Below are 18,703 nucleotides of genomic sequence, written 5' to 3'. Positions count from 1 at the left end.
GAACAAGTGAATCAGGCCATCGCGCAAATGGATCAGGTCACCCAGCAAAACGCCGCTCTGGTTGAGGAGGCGGCGGCCGCTCAGGCGCTTCATGATCAAGGGATACACCTTACCGGCGCGGTTGCTTTCTTTTCCATCAGCGAGGCCTAAACGGTTTCGGCGGGCCGACTTGCACGTAGACCTCTTCGGTTGGCTTTTGCCACTCGTCCGAAGAAGACAGGCTGACGCACGGTTTAACCCTCAAGTTCCATCCCGGCCTGCCGTCATCTTTTAAGGATGTTCAATTTTCGGCCATGACAACACGTCCGGGCCATCTAACCAAACTAAGGAGCATCCGAGGGAGCACCGGCGCTATCACCGATCGAAAGTAAGGCAATTCCGATGTCGGGCGAGAGGGCGATACTCCGTTGGCGTGAATAAGCAATGATCGCACCGCCCTACCCTCTCGATGAAGATGCTCGACTAAGAACACTACATTCCGCGTGTGTGCTAGATACACCGCCCGATTCGTTTTTTGACGACATAACTCGCCTTGCCTCCGACATTTTCGACGTGCCGATCTCGCTGGTGACTTTGGTGGACGCGGACCGCCAGTGGTTCAAATCGCGTGTCGGCATGCCAGTGGCCGAGACATCAAGGGAGACATCATTTTGTGCCCATGCGATCTTGTCCCGGGAACCGATGGTGGTGCTCGACACACATCATGACGATCGTTTTCATGACAATCCGCTAGTAGCCGGCGCGCCGTTCATTCGGTTCTACGCGGGTGCGCCGCTCACAACAAACAACGGCCACGCTGTTGGAACGTTGTGCATCATTGGTACACGGCCCCGGGCGTCTTTCAGTGTTCGGGAGAGGTCCTACTTTTCAGCGTTGGCCAACTTAATCGCGCAGCGCATAGACGCATTGCGCTCGACGGCTTGCCGAGACAAGGTGACCGGACTTCCAAATCTGACACGATTCTTAGATGATCTAGCACTTTTCGATGAGCAGTGCGAAGCCGATGTAGAGACAACTACGCGGGCAGTGCTCATTGATGTATGCACGCTGGACTATATCAACCGCATGGTCATTGCTATCGGGCTGGAGTCCATTAATGCCGTGGCGGTCGATACCACAAAAAGGCTCACGGCCGCGCTCGGCCCAGGCATGACGCTCTATCGAATCGGCTATGCGCGATATGGTCTCGTTACGAAGGCGTCCTGCAAAGAGATTGAAAAACTTCTTGACCGCGTCACCCGCGCGTTCGAACGACCTTTGACCGTTGCTGCGGATCTGCCCATCGATGTCACGCCTTCGATTGGGGTCGTTCGACTTGTTGAAGCCGCTAACCCCTCCGACTTGATCGCTGCGTTGATTTTCGCTGTAGAGCGTGCGCGTGATGAGCAAAAGCAAGCGGTGTACTACGACTCGGAAATGGGCCGTCATCGCAACCGTGCGTTTCTCCTGATTAACTCGTTTAAGGATGCGCTTTCGAAAAATCAACTGCGCCTCGTCTATCAGCCCCGCATGCGGTTGAGCGATGGAGTCTGCCTGGGCGCAGAAGCATTGGTTCGTTGGCGGCATCCCCAACTTGGCGACATTTCTCCGGGCGAATTTATTCCACTCGTCGAGAACACAGCGCTCGTCAACACACTGACTGATTGGGTGCTCGCTACTGCCGTAAGGCAGCTTGCGATGTGGCAATCGAGCCATCCGACAATTCGATTATCGCTCAATGCTGTGGGATCGGACCTGACGCGTGACGGATTCGTTCCGTTGGTCGAATCCACGCTTAAAAGCTTTCGGGTGAACCCTCATCTATTGGAGATCGAAGTAACGGAAGGCTCGCTCATGCGACATTCCGATCGCAGCGCCTTGGCGGTAAGTCAGCTTCGAGAGCTCGGCGTGACGCTTGCGATCGACGATTTCGGGTCCGGATTCAGCAACCTTGCGCAACTCAGCCATCTCGACGTGGCTACCGTGAAGATAGACCAGGCGCTTGTCAGAGCGGTCTCCGATAGCCCACGTGACGCGACCATTGTTCGCACGGTGATCCGTCTCGTTCATGAGTTAGGCTTCACGGCTGTCGCCGAAGGGGTAGAAACCGCCGAAATACTTGGAAAGGTCCGAGAGTGGGGATGCGACGAAGTTCAAGGGTACTTTACTGGTCGGCCAATGGAGGCGGACATGTTTTCGGTGTGGCTTGAGATCGAACATACTGCCTTTCACCTGTAACATCTTTTGACATCTGACTCAAACTAAACTTATCCAGCGTGTCGGCGCGACCTTCAGGTTGTCGCGTACGTGGTGGCCGAGAAACGGCTTGTCGCAATAAGCGTCACGTCGGCTATCATGTGACCCCAGCACTACGAACGATTGGACGCTTGATGACGGCTCGGAATCCGGCCTTGGTACGAGACCGATCAAGATTCGCCAGAAGAAGTATCTGAACAATGTTATCGAGCAAGATCATCGGGCAGTCAAGCGACGCACGCGGCCTATGCTTGGCTTCAAGAAGTTCCGTTGTGCCTGGATACTGCTGAGCGGCATCGAGCTCATGCACATGATCGCCAAAGGTCAAATGCAAGCACGGGGCGTCGGATGCTCTCATGCCCAGCAGTTTTATTCACTGGCAACATAAGCAATCCTACTGATACTGTAGTCAATTCGCGATCTCGCTCCGTCCGCGACAAAGCCGTCCACGGTCGTGCACAGGGCGTTGCAAAGGTAACGAGGATGCTTAAGCGAGTGCTCAGATGCATTGCATAGTTTAAGGCTGCATACTTCGCCGGAGAGCGCTGATTCGCCACCTCCGCACAGGTCTATCAGTTTGGATCATCGAGGTGAATAGTTGAATTGCGACGGTTCGCTGCAACCAGTCAGCCGAGCAACGAATGCAGTTCGTACCGCATTAGATCGTGAGCCGACGGCGCAAGCGTTTTGTACGCTGCTTTGAGGTCAACGAATTCTTTGCCCTCTTCAGCATTCGCGAACGCATGCAGCTGCCCGATCGAAACGACGGACAAGAGAATCACTTAATCAACTTGAACAACGACCGACAACATGAATTTTCGGCCGTCGGCCACCTTGCCATTTGCCGCTTGCATCTTTAGCGATCGGGAGTGTTGGCGTCGAAGCGATGTCGAGCGAGTGGTTCACGCGGCTGTCCGTAACATTGCCTGACGCATTACGTCAGCAAGTTCGGCCGCAACAAACTTTGATACATAAGCGTTTGCACCTACCTTTCGCACGTGCTGTTCATTCGCGGATCCCGACAATGAAGAGTGAATGACCACGGGGATCATCTGCAACGCAGCGGCGGCTTTAATTTTGCGGGTAAGCGTGAAGCCGTCCATTTCCGGCATTTCAAGGTCGGTAAGCACTAATGCAATGTCATCCGTGACCTTCCTACCCTCCTTCGCCGCTTTTGCGCCTGCCTTCTCCAGCAGTTCCCACGCTTCTTGGCCCGTCTTGGCCATAATGAACGGTACCCCCATTGACTTCAGGCTCTCTTCGATAAGGGCGCGTGCAACGCCGGAGTCGTCTGCGGCAAGTACTCGTGCGCCCGGCGGCAGCGTCAAGCGTCCAGTGTTCTGCTCATTGATCTCCGGTTCGCTTGCAGGCAGCGCGTCGCGAAGAATTTGCTCGACATCAAGGACCTGCGCAAGCCGACCGCCCGCGTGGGCATCCAGGCGCGCGATGCTCGTCACTGCTTTACCGCTGGAGTGACCCTCTGCCGAAAGCACTCGATTCCACTCGAGGCGCACGATATCGTCAACCTCTTCGACGGCGAAGCCCTGCGTCGTGCGAGCGAACTCCGTCACCAAGAGAATACGGCTTCCCTCGCGTGGGGTACATCCCGTGACGCGTGCGAGGTCGATGACCGGGATGATTTCGCCGCGTACGTCCGCCACGCCGAGAATTTTGTTGGACGAGCCCGCCAGTTCCGTGAGCGTCGGCATTGTCACGATCTCCCGAACCTTAAAAACGTTGATGCCATAAAGCTCGCGAGCGCCGCTACCAGGCGTTGCGCCGAGTCGAAAAAGCAGCAACTCGAACATGTTGCTGCCCGCTAAACGGACTCTTTGTTCAATATCATGCTGATCATTGTTCATCTGTTTCCACCATCGACGGTTACCATACATGGCTAACGGCTTCGTCACGATGTTTCTGAAGAAAGCAGTAGTCGCGTTGTCGGTTTGGACAGGTTGAGAGGTAATGTTTACGGTCTGGTGCTCGTCTACAACCGCTACTGTGATCTCCTGGCCTTGCGCCGCGCGCGCGGACCTGGAATAGCTGCGCAAGTCGACGCATGATGCAGCGAGCATGGATTTACACCGAGCATCACGCAACGGGCCGATGACGTGCAATCTGTCCTGGCATCGGTCGCGGCAGGAGTCGGCGTTGCATTCGTTTCTTCGGAGCTCAACATCTGCTCCGTAATGCCGCCGTCCAGCCGCCTCAAAACCGGTTACGTCTCAGTTTGCCAGTTCGTGCGGACTGCGCTGTAAGTCTTTAATCTTTTCTCGATTGTCAACGCTTGTTCCTTGGCGGCAACCTTGATGCCCCGTGGCCGGCCGCTTCTCGCCGCTTGCCGACGTTCGTACCCAAACATCGATCGAGCGCTTCTCTGTGCACGCCCTTTCGTAACCTTTCTGAGCCGCCGCTTCGCGCCGAGGGGATTGTTCGCACAGCTCTCCTGCGCGAGCAGCTTGACTAGTCTGCAGTAGCTGTTGACGTCCAATTCTGCTACTCATGTTCGTTGATAACGCTAATGGGAAAAAAGAAGTCCGGAGGGTACGCACGGTCGTCTGGTGGCTTCGAACCTTATGTGCGGTTGCGCGGCTCGCCGGGAACCGTAGATTGAGCTCCTGCACTGACTGCTGCCTGTGCAACACCTGCCATGGCGGCTGTGAACGGGCGCCGATTGGCTAAAGATCAACTGATTGCTGAGCGGCGCAGTTAATAGCGCGGTTGAACTTCGTCCAGTGGATTCGTCAATCGACTGTCGCAAGCATCATCTACCATGCTCAACCCTCGCTCGAAAGCCGAGCGATATACCCGATCGATACCCGGTTCGGTAACGAGAGAGAGCGTGGGCAAGTGATACCCGTCAGCGCTGATTATCCGAAGAAGCACAGGGCAGCGGTTGCCGTCAGCAGCTGGTTGTTCAGTGATGAGTAGTCGATGAAGCCGGTAGCGGATTTCCATTATCGTTCTCGGTTGCAGAAGTAATGCGGCATGGCATCAAACTAGCACGCCGCACGACCGGCCGTCGCGAACAATCTGCTCTACGCATCAAGCTAGAGGCGGAGTGGACAGACCGTCGCGCCGGGTCGACCGGATGATACGTGCAGCGCAGACTTCCGGATGCCACTCCCCGCGAAGTAGTGGAATCTCACGACGCGTCGTCCGCGTGGTACCGCCCTCACAAAGTGTTTCTCCATGTTTCGCGACTATTTACATATAGCTTGCAGGGACTGCTGCATAGGTCTACCAATTCAAAACAGACCTTAGGTCGCTATGATGCAGCACTATGCTCTTTTCAGCGATCTTTCTGCCCGTCGATGGATTCGGCGGTGCCTGATTATTCCAGGCAATCAAAAACGCGGCGAACGCCTCCGCCCGCATTGGCCGACTGATGTAATAGCCTTGAATACTCGTACAACCTTCTGAGACCGCAAAGGCATACTGTTCAGCGGTTTCGACACCTTCCACAGTCACCAGCAAACCAAGACACGTGCTCATCGTAATGATGGCTCGAGCGATCGCGACGCTCTCCGCATCGGACGGAATGCCGCGTACGAACGATCGGTCGATCTTCAATCGATCGAAAGGAAATCTGCGCAAATAGCTGAGGGACGAGTAACCGGTTCCGAAGTCATCCATTGAAACGCGAACACCCATGCTGCGCAGGCGGTTGAGCGTTTCGAGCGTCGCGCCCGTATCGGCAAGCAGCACGCCTTCCGTCACCTCCACTTCGAGTCGCTGCGGAAGAAGATGTGCATCCTCGATAGCCGATGCCACGATCGACACAATCGACTTGTCGTGAAATTGCGCAGGCGACAGATTGACCGCCAAGCCAATCTCAGGCGGCCAGGTTGCAGCCTCGGCACACGCAGTCTTTAACACAAAAGTCCCGAGCGGCACGATCAGCCCCGTCTCCTCCGCAAGACTAATAAAGGTGGCGGGGGCGATAAGTCCAAGCGATGGATGCCGCCAGCGCACCAAGGCTTCGGCTGACGTAATACGGCCTGATGCCGCATCGACGAGCGGTTGATAATGAACTTCGAGTTGACCACTCGACAATGCTATGCGAAGACCCGCTTCAAGGCTCTGCCGTTCTTGAAGCCGCTCATGCAGGATCTTCTCAAAACGCCGAACCGTCCCCTTGCCTTCGCTCTTCGCGAGATACATTGCGAGATCGGCATTGCGCAGCAGCGACGAGGGGTCGCCGCCGTCTTCGGGGAACAACGCAAGCCCGACGCTTGCACCGATATGAATTGTTCTACCATCGATATCAAACGGCCGCGCACCAAGTTGCTCGACGACCTTGCTCGCGATATCAAACGCGGATACATCGCTGACGTCGCCGGTAAGCATCACGACGAATTCATCGCCCCCGAGCCGCGCGACGATACCTCTGTCTTTGACGAGCGTCGAAAGTCGAATGGAGACGTCTTGCAGCACGGCGTCCCCTACCGCATGACCGAGGGTATCGTTCACTATCTTGAAGCTATCTAGGTCGATGAGCAGTATTGCGAGGCCCTGGTCGGTGCGTCGTTCGGTGCACGTATGCCGCTCCAGCAACTCGGTGAACTTTGTGCGGTTGGGCAAGCCCGTCAGCGGATCGGCAAACGCGAGTCGGCGCATCTTTTCTTCGGTGCGCAGCCTTTCGCGCTGATCGCGCACTGCGATGACCGTCTGTACACTGTGCCCAAGTGGAACCGTGGAGCGCAGCACGCGCACTGGAACGATGATCCCGTCTACGCCAATGAGATTCGCTTCGCGCTCTTCATTCTCTAAAAGCGTGGTGAGTTCGAGCGCCGGCAGAAGCCGGCTGACTTCGCTTCCCGTCAGATCGTCCTGCTTCAAACCTGACAGGCGCTCTATGCTCCGGTTTGCCGCGATGATTATGTTGTTCTGCGTAATCAACAGCCCTTCAAGCGCAACATCCGCGAGATCACGCAACCTCTTCCTGTCTTGACGGATTCTGGCTGTAGCTGCAAGATCGAAGCGCCAGCCCAGAAAAGCAAGCGCGATCAACGCCAAAGAAATCCCTGCAACGATTGGTGTGATCGTCTGCGGCGCAACGGCATCCGACGGAAACTCGATGCTGGGGTCTTGTTGCAAGGTCATCGCCGCCATGCCGCAAAAGTGCAATATGGCGATGCCCAAAAGCATCAACGGCGCGGCACATGTTTGCCATGTCCTATTGCGGCTTGCGATCGCCATCATCGAGAACCCGAAGATCGGCAGGCTCACAATGATCGATGGAATGACCAGAGTAAGATCCCATCTGATCGTTCCTTGCACCAGATACGCGCTTTGTCCTACATAATGCAACGCCGCGACGCCCACGCCAATAATGACTCCTGCTGCGAATTGCCTTGGACCGCGACGGCTGCTGAGAGACACGACTACGCCCCCGCCGATACCTACGACCGCGCATGTCAGCGAGATCGCCGTGAGAACAGGTTCGAACGCCACCCGCATATTAGGCTGATAGGCAAGCAAGACGATAAAGTGCGTCGCCCACGCTGTGCAGCCGCTCGACAGCACGCTCGTCGAACCCCACCGGATGCGCACCGCGCCGCTCGATCGCGCGGCGTGACGTGCAATCGCGATCGACGCATAAATGCCGACGGCGCACACGAGGGCGGCGAGAAGCATCGTGTGGCGATCGTGCGCATCGACGATGCAGTCGAGGATTTGTGCGACTAGGGAGTGTCGCAAATGGTTATGCATCCATTATCCTTATTACTGGTATCGTGAGGCAGAAGGCGCTGTCGCAACCGTGCTTCCATCGCATCGGCCGTCAGGGGTTTGTCAAACAGGAACCCCTGTCCGATCACACAACCACTCTCCGTTAGAAAGTCGCGCTGTTCGACGGTCTCGACCCCTTCTGCAACGATCTGAAACCCAAGTGCGTCCGCCAGTGTGATCACCGCCTTGATGATCGCCTCGCCGCGCGGCGCCACACCGATTGCCTGAACGAACTTCTGATCGATCTTGATTCGGTCGATGTCGAAGCGCTGCAACGAAGCGAGACTCGAATACCCCGTCCCGAAGTCGTCGATCGCGATCGATACCCCGACTTCGTTTAGCCTTTCGAGCGTCTGCTCGACTGTATCGATATCGCGTATCAACGCGCCTTCAGTCAGTTCGAGTTCCAGCCATTGTGGCGGGAACCTGTGCAAGGTCAGTGAGCGCTGAACTCGTTCTAGAAAGCGCGGCTCTTCGAGCTGAACAGGAGAGACATTCACGCCGATGCGCATGGGCGGCAATCCCGCATCGAGCCATCTTCGTCCCTGTTCAAGCGCTTCGGCCAGCACCCATTCGCCGATCGCATGAATCTGCCCGTCGGACTCAGCGATAGGGATGAAAGTCGTCGGGGAAATGCTGCCGAGCAACGGATCGTTCCACCGTATCAAAGCCTCCGCGCCGATGATATGCCCCGAACCCATATCGACTTGCGGTTGATACAGCAACTCGAACGCGTTGATCGATCGGGCCGCCTGCAGGCGTGCGGTGAGATTGAGGCGTCGGGCAGCGGCAAGATGCAACTGCTCGTTAAATTGTACGATGCGATTGCGCCCGCCCGCCTTTGCGGCGTACATGGCGACATCAGCGCGACTCAGCAGCGCCTGAGGATCATTGCCGTGATCCGGGAACGTGCTGATGCCGATGCTCGCACGCACTTGTATCACCTGCCCCGCGAGGGTGACCGGCTGATTGATCACCTCGATGACCTTGCCCGCCAGACCCCTGACGGCTTCCACAGGCGAGCGGATGGACACGATAACGAACTCGTCGCCGCCATACCGGGCGATGTCTTCGGTGGCATCGTCCGTTGCGTCCCGCAGTCTCGACGCAACAATCGTCAAAAGCTGATCGCCGACGCGATGCCCGAGCGAGTCGTTGACGATTTTGAAATCGTCGAGATCGATAAAGAGCACGTTGAGCAATTGACGCTTGCCGCGTTGGGAATCGAGCAGAAGACCCAGTTGGGAACTTAACGTGCCCCGGTTCAGCAAACCGGTCAGGGGATCATGCTCGCTCAGGCTTCTCAATGCTTTCGATCGCTCCGCGAGCTTCAATGCGGTGCGATAACTCGCCAACCCGAGCGCCAAGGGATACACCACGAGCATGGGCAAACAGGCCAACAACGTCGGTGCATCGGGAATCCACTCTGGCTCCATCCGCCCGCCAAAAGCGGCTGCTCCGATCAACGTCCCCAAGGCGCACGACAGGAACCCCTTGGCCAACTGGCGCCAACCCCCTGCTGCTACATTGTTCATCATGAACATGAGCAGGACAAGGGTGCTGGGAAGCCACGTGAAACTCATTGCTGCAACGGACGTTCCGCTCACGAAATCGTCCACATACATGTTGATTCTTTCCGCATTTGCCGGCGTGCGCGACCGGCGCGCCAACAGGTATGCGATGTGTGGCCAGACGACGCAATACACCGCAATATAGGCCTTCACCGCATACGACGAATGCTCGCGCCAAAGGATCATCTGGACGAAAACCAGCCCAAGGGTGAGTCCTACAGTCCGCAACACATAAGCGCGTCTTGCAAAGCCGCGCCCACGTGCATAATCCGATCTACGAGCATTCATGTGCGACGTCCGTCAGGAGACGAATTTCTGTCGATTAAAAGGTCTGCCATTCGCCCGACGCAGGTCCCGTCACACGAGCCGGTGTTGCGGTAGCGCGAGGCGCGGCGTTCGCGCGTTCCGCACGTTGCGTTCGTTTTGGCTCCAGCTTTCGATTTGTCTCGACTCGAATGCCCACGTCCCTTTGCGGACTGCCACTCAGACGGAACACGGAAACCAGATCGCGAAGCGCACCGGATTGTTGCGCCATCGACTGCGCCGCGGCGCTCGCCTGTTCGACCAGCGCGGCATTCTGTTGCGTCACTTCATCCATCTGCGATACAGCGACATTTACCTGCTCGATGCCCGTATGCTGTTCGGATGACGCGGCCGAAATCTCGCCCATCAGATCGGCGACGCGCTTCACCGACTGCACGACTTCGCTCATCGTCCGTCCCGCTTCTTCGACAAGTTCCGCTCCCACGCTGACCTTGGCGACCGATTCGCCAATCAGGTCCTTAATCTCCTTCGCGGCCGCAGCGCTTCGCTGCGCGAGCGTGCGCACTTCGCCGGCGACGACGGCAAAGCCGCGCCCTTCCTCACCCGCTCTCGCCGCTTCCACGGCAGCATTCAGCGCAAGAATATTGGTCTGAAACGCGATTCCCTCAATCACCGCGATGATCTCCGCCACCCTCGCGGAGCTCGTGCTGATGTCCTTCATCGTATCGACGACACGGCTCACGACCGCACCGCCGCGCGCCGCTACCTCGGACGCGTTCGCTGCAAGTGTGTTGCCTTGCTGCGCGTTTTCCGTGTTCTGCTTCACGGTCGATGTCAGTTGCTCCATACTCGCAGCCGTTTGCTGAAGCGATGCCGCTTGCTCTTCCGTGCGCTGACTCAAATCGGTGTTGCCCGACGCGATCTCGGCGGAAGCCGTCGCAATGTTCTCGCTACCATTCCGGACACGGCCGACGATATCGACGAGCCGCTCGTTCATGTTGCGCAGTGCCTGAAGCAGTTGACCCGTTTCGTCCTTGCTGTCATCGACGATATGCGACGTCAAATCACCTTGAGCGACCGTCTCGGCGACTTCGAGCGAACGGCGGATTGGCACCAAGATCGAACGCGTGATCGAGAACCCGATCGCGATGCTGAGCGCAATGGCAAACGAGGCAAGGACTGAAGTGACGATCAGCGTGCGGTGATAGTCGGCTGCAGCCGTTTCGGCCGATTCGCGCGCCCCCTTGGTATTGAGCGCGATATCACGATCGATCAATGTCGATACCGCCACAAACAAAGGTGCCGATTCATTCGCGGCAGCTTCACGCGCAGCAGTGAAGTGGTCATCGCCGGCATCGTTCAACGCATTGATCTTGTTGTCCGCGACGAGGTATGCAGCCCAAGCCGTGTTGAAGTCGTCGAAGAGTTGCTTCTCTTCTGCGTTGGAGATCAAGGGCTGATAGGCCGTCAACGCGCGATCGAGCGTCGCCAGACCTTCACGACGCTTCTGCACTTGCGCTGCCTTTTCCTGCGCATTGGTCGCCAGCAGCGCGCCCATCGAGCCGCGTCGTACCGCATTCGTTCCGGAGCGGATATCCCCGAGCGTGAGCACGCTCGGCAGCCAGTCGTTTGCGAGTTCCGCCGTTCCCTTGTAGACCTGCGAGACCTGAAAAAGGGCCAGTCCACTAATCAAGCAAAGCGCCAACAGCGTCAATCCGAAGCCGATGCCCAGCTTCGCCCCGATTCTTATATTTCGTAAAGCTCTCATGTCGTGGTCCGTTTGGTCGTTGTCGCGGTGAAGACTCGGCCCATGCCGGACGATCCTAATACGCGCCATGACTCCCCTTACGGCAGCACTCCGGCGAACTTAAGTTTTTTCCAAATTTTTAACGTTTGCCGGTAAATTCACCGCTGGAAGCGTACGGTCGATCACTCACGTCGGCTTAACTTACCGCCTAAACTACGCATGCGAACATGCAAACGGTCGACGCGCACGGCACCGAGCGATGTTTCATTTTTGCCAGATTTTCCCTTCCAGCATACGGTTGCATGTTTGCAGAGCTTTCGTTATCTTCGGCGGCAAGAGCTTTGAGTAACGTCATAGACATGGAAAGCGATCCGATCCTAACTACGCGCGAGGCAGCCGAAATACTCGGCGTATCGATTCGCACGGTTCAAACCTGGGTGGAAGAAGGTGCGATCGACTCGTGGAAAACGCCGGGCGGGCACCGCCGCGTCCGGCGAAGCGCCGTATTCGCGCTTCGCGAGCGGCGGCTGGTCGCGCCGGTTCAAACCGCCTATACCGTCCTGATCATCGCCAGCGAAGGCGCAGGCAGGCGATGCAGCGAAAGCTTGGCCAGCGTGCCCGCCGTTCAGGTCAGCGTAGCGAATGACGCGCTGCTGGGTTTGATCGAGGCGGGGCATCAAATGCCGGCATCGGTCGTGATGGAGATCGATCGGCTCGATTGGGAGCGGATCGCCTTGCTCAAGCGGCTCCTTGCATCGCCGAGACTTGCGCATTCGAACATCGTCGTACTGTCCGATTCAAATGCGGAAGAGTTGCGCTTCGATCTCGGCGATACGCGCATGCGTCTCGTGAGCAAGCGCGCTGCACCGGAACAATTGCGCGCTGCAATCGCGCCGTATCTGGAAGCCGTCGCCGATATTGCGGCCGCACAGGAGTTGGCGCGCTTGCAGGCGGTTGCCCGCACAAATCTGGTCAACAGTCCGCAGCAGGAAGAATTCGACGAGATCGTTGCGTTGGCGGCAAACGTCGCGAAGGTGCCGATTGCATTGATTACGTTGCTCACCGCCAAGGAACAATGGTTCAAGGCCCGCTACGGCTTGGCGACTCAGGAGACACCCAGAGACTACGCGTTTTGTAATTACACCATCGCACAACCGGACGGATTGATTGTCGAGGATGCGGCCGAAGATGTACGGTTCCGCGCCAATCCACTTGTCACCGGCGATATGGGCATAAGGTTTTACGCCGGAGCGTCGATCATCGACTATGAGGGGTACGCGCTTGGCGCGCTGTGCGTAATTGATCGCGCGCCACGGGCATTTAAAGCACCGCAAATGGCGATGCTGCGCACACTTGCTGCGCTTGTATCGGACAAGATCAATCTGCAGACACGCAATCGGCAGCTTAGAAAAGCGAAGGGCTGAGCTTTGCGGCGTAGTGCTACGCATCGAGTTCTCGGTCGTCGCGCTTGAAAGTTGCCCCTGCCGCTGCGGGTAAGTAAATCGAATCGTCAGCTTCGACAAAATTATAATCAGCGATTTTCCGTTAGTTATCCGCACGAAACGCGTCGTTCAACGTCTCACCGCGTGAGCCAGCCGGGTTGTCTGAGCATGGGTGAAACGGTCGTCACTACATCCGTGCTGCCACTCGACAGCGGCGAGGCTTCGCCGATCATCGCCGAAGCGGTTCAGGCGGTCGTAGGCATCTGTTCACATAGCGGCGGACACTCGCTGTCAAGATAGCTTTGGGCGCGGTAAATCAATTGCCCTCTGCTCGCCGCGGGTAACTGCAGTCGTGGTCGAGGGTATCAGTGAAAACCTTTAGTTGAATCTATCCGACGAATGTCCAGCTTGGAAACCTGGCGTGCCAACTTGCCTTGGGCCTAATGCCGGCTGCCTAGTCCATCATGAGGGACAATCACCGCACTCCTTTCTCGCGACGTCACCCGGCAACAGTTCCCGCGTTTCCCAATGGGTGAAAGCGGTAGAGTCGAGATGTGGCGCGGTAGCAGTAGGTTTGGTTTGTCTGTTGCCGCCTCTTTCGTCTGGCGGTGCCCGAATAACTTCACCCTAACCCCGTTTCCACATCCCGCTCATCGAACCGGACATGCAGATCTTCCGCATCCGGCTCTCGGACAAGACATCACACCTTCGTACACAGCAGGTTCACAACCATGGACCGGTCAGACGCACGAGGCCGAAGTGCCCGTAGAGGTGCTGGGATGGATAAGTCCCGCCCCTGCGACGTCGAACCTTGTACTTGTTGCGTAACCACCGACGCAACCGCGTAGCGGTGTAGCTGTCGAGCGCCCGATACGCGCGTCTGTCCGAGCCTACCTTGAAGTAGTTCGCCCAGCCGCGCAGCGTGCGGTTCAACCTGCCTACCAGCTCCGTGGTCTCTTGCCACACCGTCTTGAGGGCAGTCATCGCATGAATCTTGTCGACCATGCGCCGAATACTCTGCTTCGATGGACACATGCCCATACGGGCCCGGCCAGTCGTTGCAGAGTACAGCCGCCCAAACGTGTAACCCAGGAAATCGAATTCGCCCTCCGGCACCTTGCAGATTTGGTCTTCTCCTCGTTGACCGTCAGCTTCAGTTTGCCCATGATTTCGCGCAGTCGCGACAACGCTTCTTCCGCTTTGCCTTGCTTGCACAAGATCACAAGATCGTCCGCGTAGGTCACTATTTGACTGCCAAGGCTTCGCTGAAGTCCGAGCTTCTTCCATGCCAACACAAACCGGCGCATGTAAATATTCGCCAGCAGTGGTGAGATGGGTGAACCTTGCGGAATGCCGCGCCTGCTGTCCTTGGCCTCGGTCGTACGTGTCTTCCGGCCTTGGTGGTCGGTTTCTTCAACGGAACACTCCAACCACATCTTGATCAGATGCAGCACGCGCCGATCAACAACGCGCCGCGCAAGCGACAACATCAAATCGGCGTGGGGAATGCTTCCGAAGTAGTCCGCCAGGTCGGCGTCAACAACGTCCGTTTGCCTTCAATGCAGCCGCTCCTCCACCTCGATCACCGCTTGCTGGGCATTGCGCCCCGGGCGGTAAGCGTACTGCTCTGGTGGGAGGTCCGCTTCGCAGATCGGTTTGAGCACCAGCATCGCTGCTGTCATGCACACCCGATCTCGCAAGGTCGAGATCCCCAGTGGCCTCAGCTTGCCATTGGCCTTCGGGATAAACACTCTTCTGATAGGGTCCGGCTGGTAACTCTCCTGCCTGAGCACAAGCGCCAGTTTGCCGAGCCACTTCTGCACCCCATATTCTTCGACCTCCGCGAAGTCTTGCCGATCGACACCCGGCGCGCCCTTGTTCGAGCGACACTGGGCGTACGCATGCGCCAGCACGTCCTCACGATAGATCTTGTCGTACAGCGCGTAGAAGCGATACCCGGCTTCTGCTTTCGCTTTCGCGTGTAACGCCATCTGCAGCTTCTGAACACGAATCCGAGTTGATAGGTTGCCCAATCTCCACGTCCTCACTACGTATTGCGTCTGTCTTGAACTGAGGCCCCTTCCCTCCACCAGCATTACCCGGCTTCAGCGGTACTACGGGCCTCTCCGTCATCCCAAGGCGCCCGGCCTGTCCCTCGCGGGCGTCCGGTTGGTCATCCCTGACCACGCCAAGGGACTTCCCGTGTTGCGTACGCTTTCCTTGTGTACATGCTGTCGCCACTACCCCGGCGCAGCGACTGGACGTCCAGCCTGCTCATTCGCCCAGTCGTATCAGCCTTCCCCGATAGGGTTGTCGGGTCGGCCTGCGCATCGACCTTTTCGAGGTTTGCTCGGCGTTCACTCGCGTTACGGCCTGCACACTCGCGCTGTCACCAATTTGTGACACGCATCACCGAAGGCTTCAGCCATTTCGTTACCTCCATAGCTGCTCCGGTTGCTTCCGGCTGGAGCGGTTGCCGGGTGGGACTTGCACCCACTGGAAAGCGCCACCTTTTCACGGCGCACACCCTCAACGGCCCTTCGGGTTGCGGCAGCAACATGCGCGGCGAACGGACGGACTGATCGTTATCCAGGAGATTCAACCGCGCAAACGAGCGGCATCGCACTTCGCCGTCGTCGCGCTGACGAGCCTCGTTCCGATCAGCAGTCGAGCGTCGAATGCCCCGCCCGCGTGAAGGACGCATACCGCCTTCGGGCTGGGTTCGTAGAAAGAAGGAAACTGGCCACGAAGCGGACCGCGCGGAAAATGCCATTTGCCTCGTATGTCGAGGCGAAGCACATCGCCTTTCAGAAAGCGCGTTGCATGCGGCTGCAACGCGACCTCGACTGGAATGATCTCGCCTGCACGCAGCGGCTCGGCGAAACGATGCGTATGAACCGGCTGTACAGAGGTGGAAAGCCGTTCATCGAGTTCACGATGCGCGGCGCGTTGCCATCCTTTGGAGACCATGTCGCCTGAAAAGCCGAATGAGCCTTCGAACTGCATCTGCACGCCATCGCGAAACTTGCGCACGCCCGCAAAAACGAAAACGTCGTCGGCGCCCAGCACTTCAAGATGCAAACGCAGCGCCATAGGTCCGATCACGTCGATATCGTCCGGCACTGTCCAGACGAACTGCGCTGCCCCTCGTCGCGTGTCGAACGATACGGATGTCGCCTGAGCCCGCGGCGCTTCTTCGATCAGCGTTCCGCAGCCGGGATCGAGTGAAAGCGTACGCCACTGGAGATCGCCGGGCGGCCAGTTATGCTCACCGACAACGGCGACCGGTTCCGGCCCGTTATCGTGGATCGCCAGACGAACTGCGGGCTCGCTGTCCCACCCGTTGTCGATGCCCTTGAGCGTGTGATCGAAGAAACGCAGCCGCGCCGCGGAAGCCTCCTTGCCATAGAAAGCGCACCACTTGCCGTCACGATGCGTGTAGAGCGATTTGAGAGCCGAGCCGCCGCGCCGGAAAACCTCGAACGAGCCTTGCGTGTGCAGCGAGTGGTCCGAGAAGCTGCCGCATACCAGGATCGGAACCTCGATGCGCTCAAGGTCAGGAACCGTGGATTCGTACCATTCGTCCCGTTCTGGACGATTGACGATCTCTTCCCGAAATCGGGTGCTAGTCGCGACTCCGCCCCGTTTGAGCCCCTTGTCCCAGACGATCGTGAAGCCGTCCTCGCGAATGCCGCCGGGACGTGCAAAGTCGCGATACAGATCGCTAAACCCCTCCCACGGACAAATGGCCGCAAGATGCGGCGGGCGCAGCGCTGCCACTTTGTATTCGCTGATCGCGAGGTAAGACACGCCGTTGAGCGCCACGCGCCCGGAACACCACGCTTGCGTGCCGGCCCACTCAATCACGTCGTAATAGTCGCGGGCTTCCTGATCGGAGAACAGTTCGCCGATACCTTCGGCGGTGCCTCCGCCGCGCAGGTCGACGTTCACCACCGCGTATCCTTGCGGCACCCAGAAGCCGGGATCTGGCGCTTCCCAGCTCGTCCACTCGGAGATCGCAATAGAATGGGGCTGCGGAAAGAGTCGATATTGCAGGTCGACGGCCCGGCCGCTTCGACTATGCGCGGCAATTATGTCCTTGCCGTACGGATGAGCCGACATGATCACCGGCGCAGGATCGCCGCTCGACGGGCGAAACACATTGACGCGCAGCGTCGTTCCGTCACGAACCTTTACCGGAACATCCCAATCCGCGTGAATACCGCTGGGTATCTCGTATAAGTGAACCTGAGGGCGAAAAGCGTTCCTTATCCGACGAAACGCCAAGATCAGCGGTCCAATACTCTGTCGTGCCGTATGCGCAGTCATTTTGCTCGCCGTTGCTTTGGTGTTAGAGCATTGTAATAGTCGAAAACGATCGAACATCGAGAACTAACGCCGAACATGAATGGCGGCCTCGTACTGCCCGCACGAAATGCCGCGCTTGTCGCTGCCATGCTCGCAGTCCATCGGCAAGCGCTGCGGCACGAGCAGTGGCTCACCGCTCAGAGTCCGCCTACGCGGCCACAAGCCTCACTTCACCGCACGCTCGGGAAGCTTCTCCAGCAGCGGCCCCAGACCCTCCGCCACGGTCAGATGGGAAATCACGGGATCCCGGAGTTGCGGATACGGGATGCCTGCGACCATCGCCGTTTGCATCGCCGCCAGTACTTCGCCCGCTTCCGAGCCGATCATCGTGAAGCCGAGTAGGCGGTCATCATCCGCGCCGACGAGCACCTTCATGAAATCCTGCGTTTCGTCGGTCGCTTCCGTGCGCAAGACGTTGCGCATCGGTGGCATTGCAACACGCACGGCGATCCTCGCGCGCAGTGCATCCGTTTCGTTGAGGCCAACGCGCGCGAGTGGCGGATCGGTGAACAACGTGTACGCAATCAGCCGAACACCCGTGCTGCGATGTCCGCCCGCCATGTTGTTGCGCACGATGCAGAAATCGTCGACGGAGACATGCCTGAACTGCGGGCTCCCTGCGACCTCGCCGATTGCCCAGACATTGTCCGCCGATGTCGGCAGGCGATCGTTCACGAGATAATACCGCGCTCGTCGAGTTGCACGCCGTCCCGTTCAAAACCGATATCGGCCGTGTTGGAGAACGTCCCGCGGCAACCGGAATGTCGCTGCCCGCAACGATCTGCTCGCCCGAAGGTGTCCGCACGACGACGCGCATTGGCGTTCCCGAGCGACCTTCGACGCGGATCGTCTGCGCGTCGAGTACGACGTCGATATCTACCGCCCGAAGGATGCGCAGCATCTCGTCGCCGACGTCCGCGTCCTCGCGCGCCATCAATCGCGCACCGCGCTCGACGGTAGTCACGCGGCTCCCGAAACGCCGGTACGCCCGCGCCATCTCCACGCCGATATAGCCGCCGCCGAGCACGATCAGATGCTCCGGCGCGCGGTCGAGATCCAGCGCGCCGATGTGCGTCATCGGCTGGGAGGCCCGCAAACCCGGCACGGCCGGAATTGAAGCGCACCGGGTTTTCCGGAGACCTTTACTCCTGAGAGAATAGAGTCATGGAAAACCTCGACAAAGCAAAACGGAGGACGGCGCCGAAACATTCGGCGGAAGTGCGTGAGCGCGCGGTTCGTATGGTGTTCGAGCATCGTGCGGAGTACGCGACGCAATGGGAAGCAATCCAGTCGATTGCCGCCAAGATGGGTTGCTCACGCGAAACGTTAAGAAACTGGGTTCG

Annotated in this window: 12 protein-coding genes and 3 pseudogenes; 5 read left to right on the top strand and 10 right to left on the bottom strand. The window is 58.1% G+C overall.

Features of this window, described 5'->3' with window-relative positions; genetic code table 11:
- Window positions 1-423: 423 nt before the first annotated feature.
- Complete coding sequence (locus NCT04_RS31640) at window positions 424-2,217, top strand: putative bifunctional diguanylate cyclase/phosphodiesterase (RefSeq protein WP_250469796.1); 1,794 nt, start codon at window positions 424-426, stop codon at window positions 2,215-2,217.
- Between the two features lie 166 nt (window positions 2,218-2,383).
- Window positions 2,384-2,623, top strand: a pseudogene (locus NCT04_RS31635) (DDE-type integrase/transposase/recombinase); the annotation flags it as partial.
- A gap of 514 nt (window positions 2,624-3,137) precedes the next feature.
- Here the strand turns inward: NCT04_RS31635 and NCT04_RS31630 are convergent.
- Entirely contained in the window at window positions 3,138-4,097 is a 960-nt protein-coding gene (locus NCT04_RS31630) for a chemotaxis protein (RefSeq protein ID WP_250469795.1), read from the bottom strand.
- Window positions 4,098-4,244: 147 nt separating this feature from the next.
- On the opposite strand from NCT04_RS31630, the pseudogene NCT04_RS31625 reads away from it, so the two are divergent.
- A pseudogene (locus tag NCT04_RS31625) lies at window positions 4,245-4,441 on the top strand (LysR substrate-binding domain-containing protein); the annotation flags it as partial.
- Window positions 4,442-5,475: 1,034 nt separating this feature from the next.
- Here NCT04_RS31625 and NCT04_RS31620 read toward each other — a convergent pair.
- The 3 genes from NCT04_RS31620 to NCT04_RS31610 are packed head-to-tail and all read right to left on the bottom strand — an operon-like array spanning window position 5,476 to window position 11,571.
- The gene (locus NCT04_RS31620; protein ID WP_250469794.1) at window positions 5,476-7,950 is read right to left on the bottom strand and encodes a putative bifunctional diguanylate cyclase/phosphodiesterase; all 2,475 of its coding nucleotides are present in this window, start codon (window positions 7,948-7,950) and stop codon (window positions 5,476-5,478) included.
- On the bottom strand, window positions 7,923-9,827 hold the full coding sequence (locus NCT04_RS31615; RefSeq protein WP_250469793.1) for an EAL domain-containing protein: 1,905 nt from the start codon (window positions 9,825-9,827) through the stop codon (window positions 7,923-7,925). Before NCT04_RS31615 ends, NCT04_RS31620 begins: the two co-directional genes overlap by 28 nt.
- A 34-nt stretch (window positions 9,828-9,861) precedes the next feature.
- The gene (locus NCT04_RS31610) at window positions 9,862-11,571 is read right to left on the bottom strand and encodes a methyl-accepting chemotaxis protein (protein WP_250469792.1); all 1,710 of its coding nucleotides are present in this window, start codon (window positions 11,569-11,571) and stop codon (window positions 9,862-9,864) included.
- 206 nt (window positions 11,572-11,777) lie between these two features.
- Between NCT04_RS31610 and NCT04_RS31605 the strand changes: the two genes are divergently transcribed.
- Window positions 11,778-12,974, top strand: a complete 1,197-nt coding sequence (locus NCT04_RS31605; protein WP_250469791.1) for a GAF domain-containing protein — start codon at window positions 11,778-11,780, stop codon at window positions 12,972-12,974.
- Between the two features lie 741 nt (window positions 12,975-13,715).
- On the opposite strand, the gene NCT04_RS31600 is transcribed toward NCT04_RS31605, so the two are convergent.
- The 6 genes and pseudogenes from NCT04_RS31600 to NCT04_RS31575 all read right to left on the bottom strand — a co-directional run.
- On the bottom strand, window positions 13,716-13,997 hold the full coding sequence (locus tag NCT04_RS31600) for a group II intron maturase-specific domain-containing protein (protein ID WP_250469790.1): 282 nt from the start codon (window positions 13,995-13,997) through the stop codon (window positions 13,716-13,718).
- Window positions 13,973-14,482 carry a reverse transcriptase/maturase family protein gene (locus NCT04_RS31595; protein ID WP_250469789.1) on the bottom strand — a complete coding sequence of 170 codons (510 nt, stop codon included), beginning with the start codon at window positions 14,480-14,482 and terminating at the stop codon, window positions 13,973-13,975. Before NCT04_RS31595 ends, NCT04_RS31600 begins: the two co-directional genes overlap by 25 nt.
- A gap of 66 nt (window positions 14,483-14,548) precedes the next feature.
- Complete coding sequence (locus tag NCT04_RS31590; protein ID WP_250469788.1) at window positions 14,549-15,025, bottom strand: reverse transcriptase family protein; 477 nt, start codon at window positions 15,023-15,025, stop codon at window positions 14,549-14,551.
- 565 nt (window positions 15,026-15,590) lie between these two features.
- Window positions 15,591-17,321, bottom strand: a complete 1,731-nt coding sequence (locus tag NCT04_RS31585; protein WP_250469787.1) for a CocE/NonD family hydrolase — start codon at window positions 17,319-17,321, stop codon at window positions 15,591-15,593.
- Between the two features lie 204 nt (window positions 17,322-17,525).
- Complete coding sequence (locus tag NCT04_RS31580; protein WP_250469786.1) at window positions 17,526-18,035, bottom strand: oxidoreductase dimerization domain-containing protein; 510 nt, start codon at window positions 18,033-18,035, stop codon at window positions 17,526-17,528.
- A 79-nt stretch (window positions 18,036-18,114) separates the two neighbouring features.
- Window positions 18,115-18,438, bottom strand: a pseudogene (locus NCT04_RS31575) (NAD-binding protein); the annotation flags it as partial.
- An 86-nt stretch (window positions 18,439-18,524) separates the two neighbouring features.
- On the opposite strand from NCT04_RS31575, the gene NCT04_RS34910 reads away from it, so the two are divergent.
- On the top strand, window positions 18,525-18,703 hold a 179-nt coding region (locus NCT04_RS34910; RefSeq protein WP_502800453.1), incomplete at its 3' end, for a transposase.

The organism is Caballeronia sp. GAFFF2 (genome assembly GCF_023631485.1).
In the GTDB taxonomy this organism is placed as follows: domain Bacteria; phylum Pseudomonadota; class Gammaproteobacteria; order Burkholderiales; family Burkholderiaceae; genus Caballeronia.
Note: the sequence above shows the minus strand (reverse complement) of the source record. Positions and strands in the feature narration are given on the sequence as shown.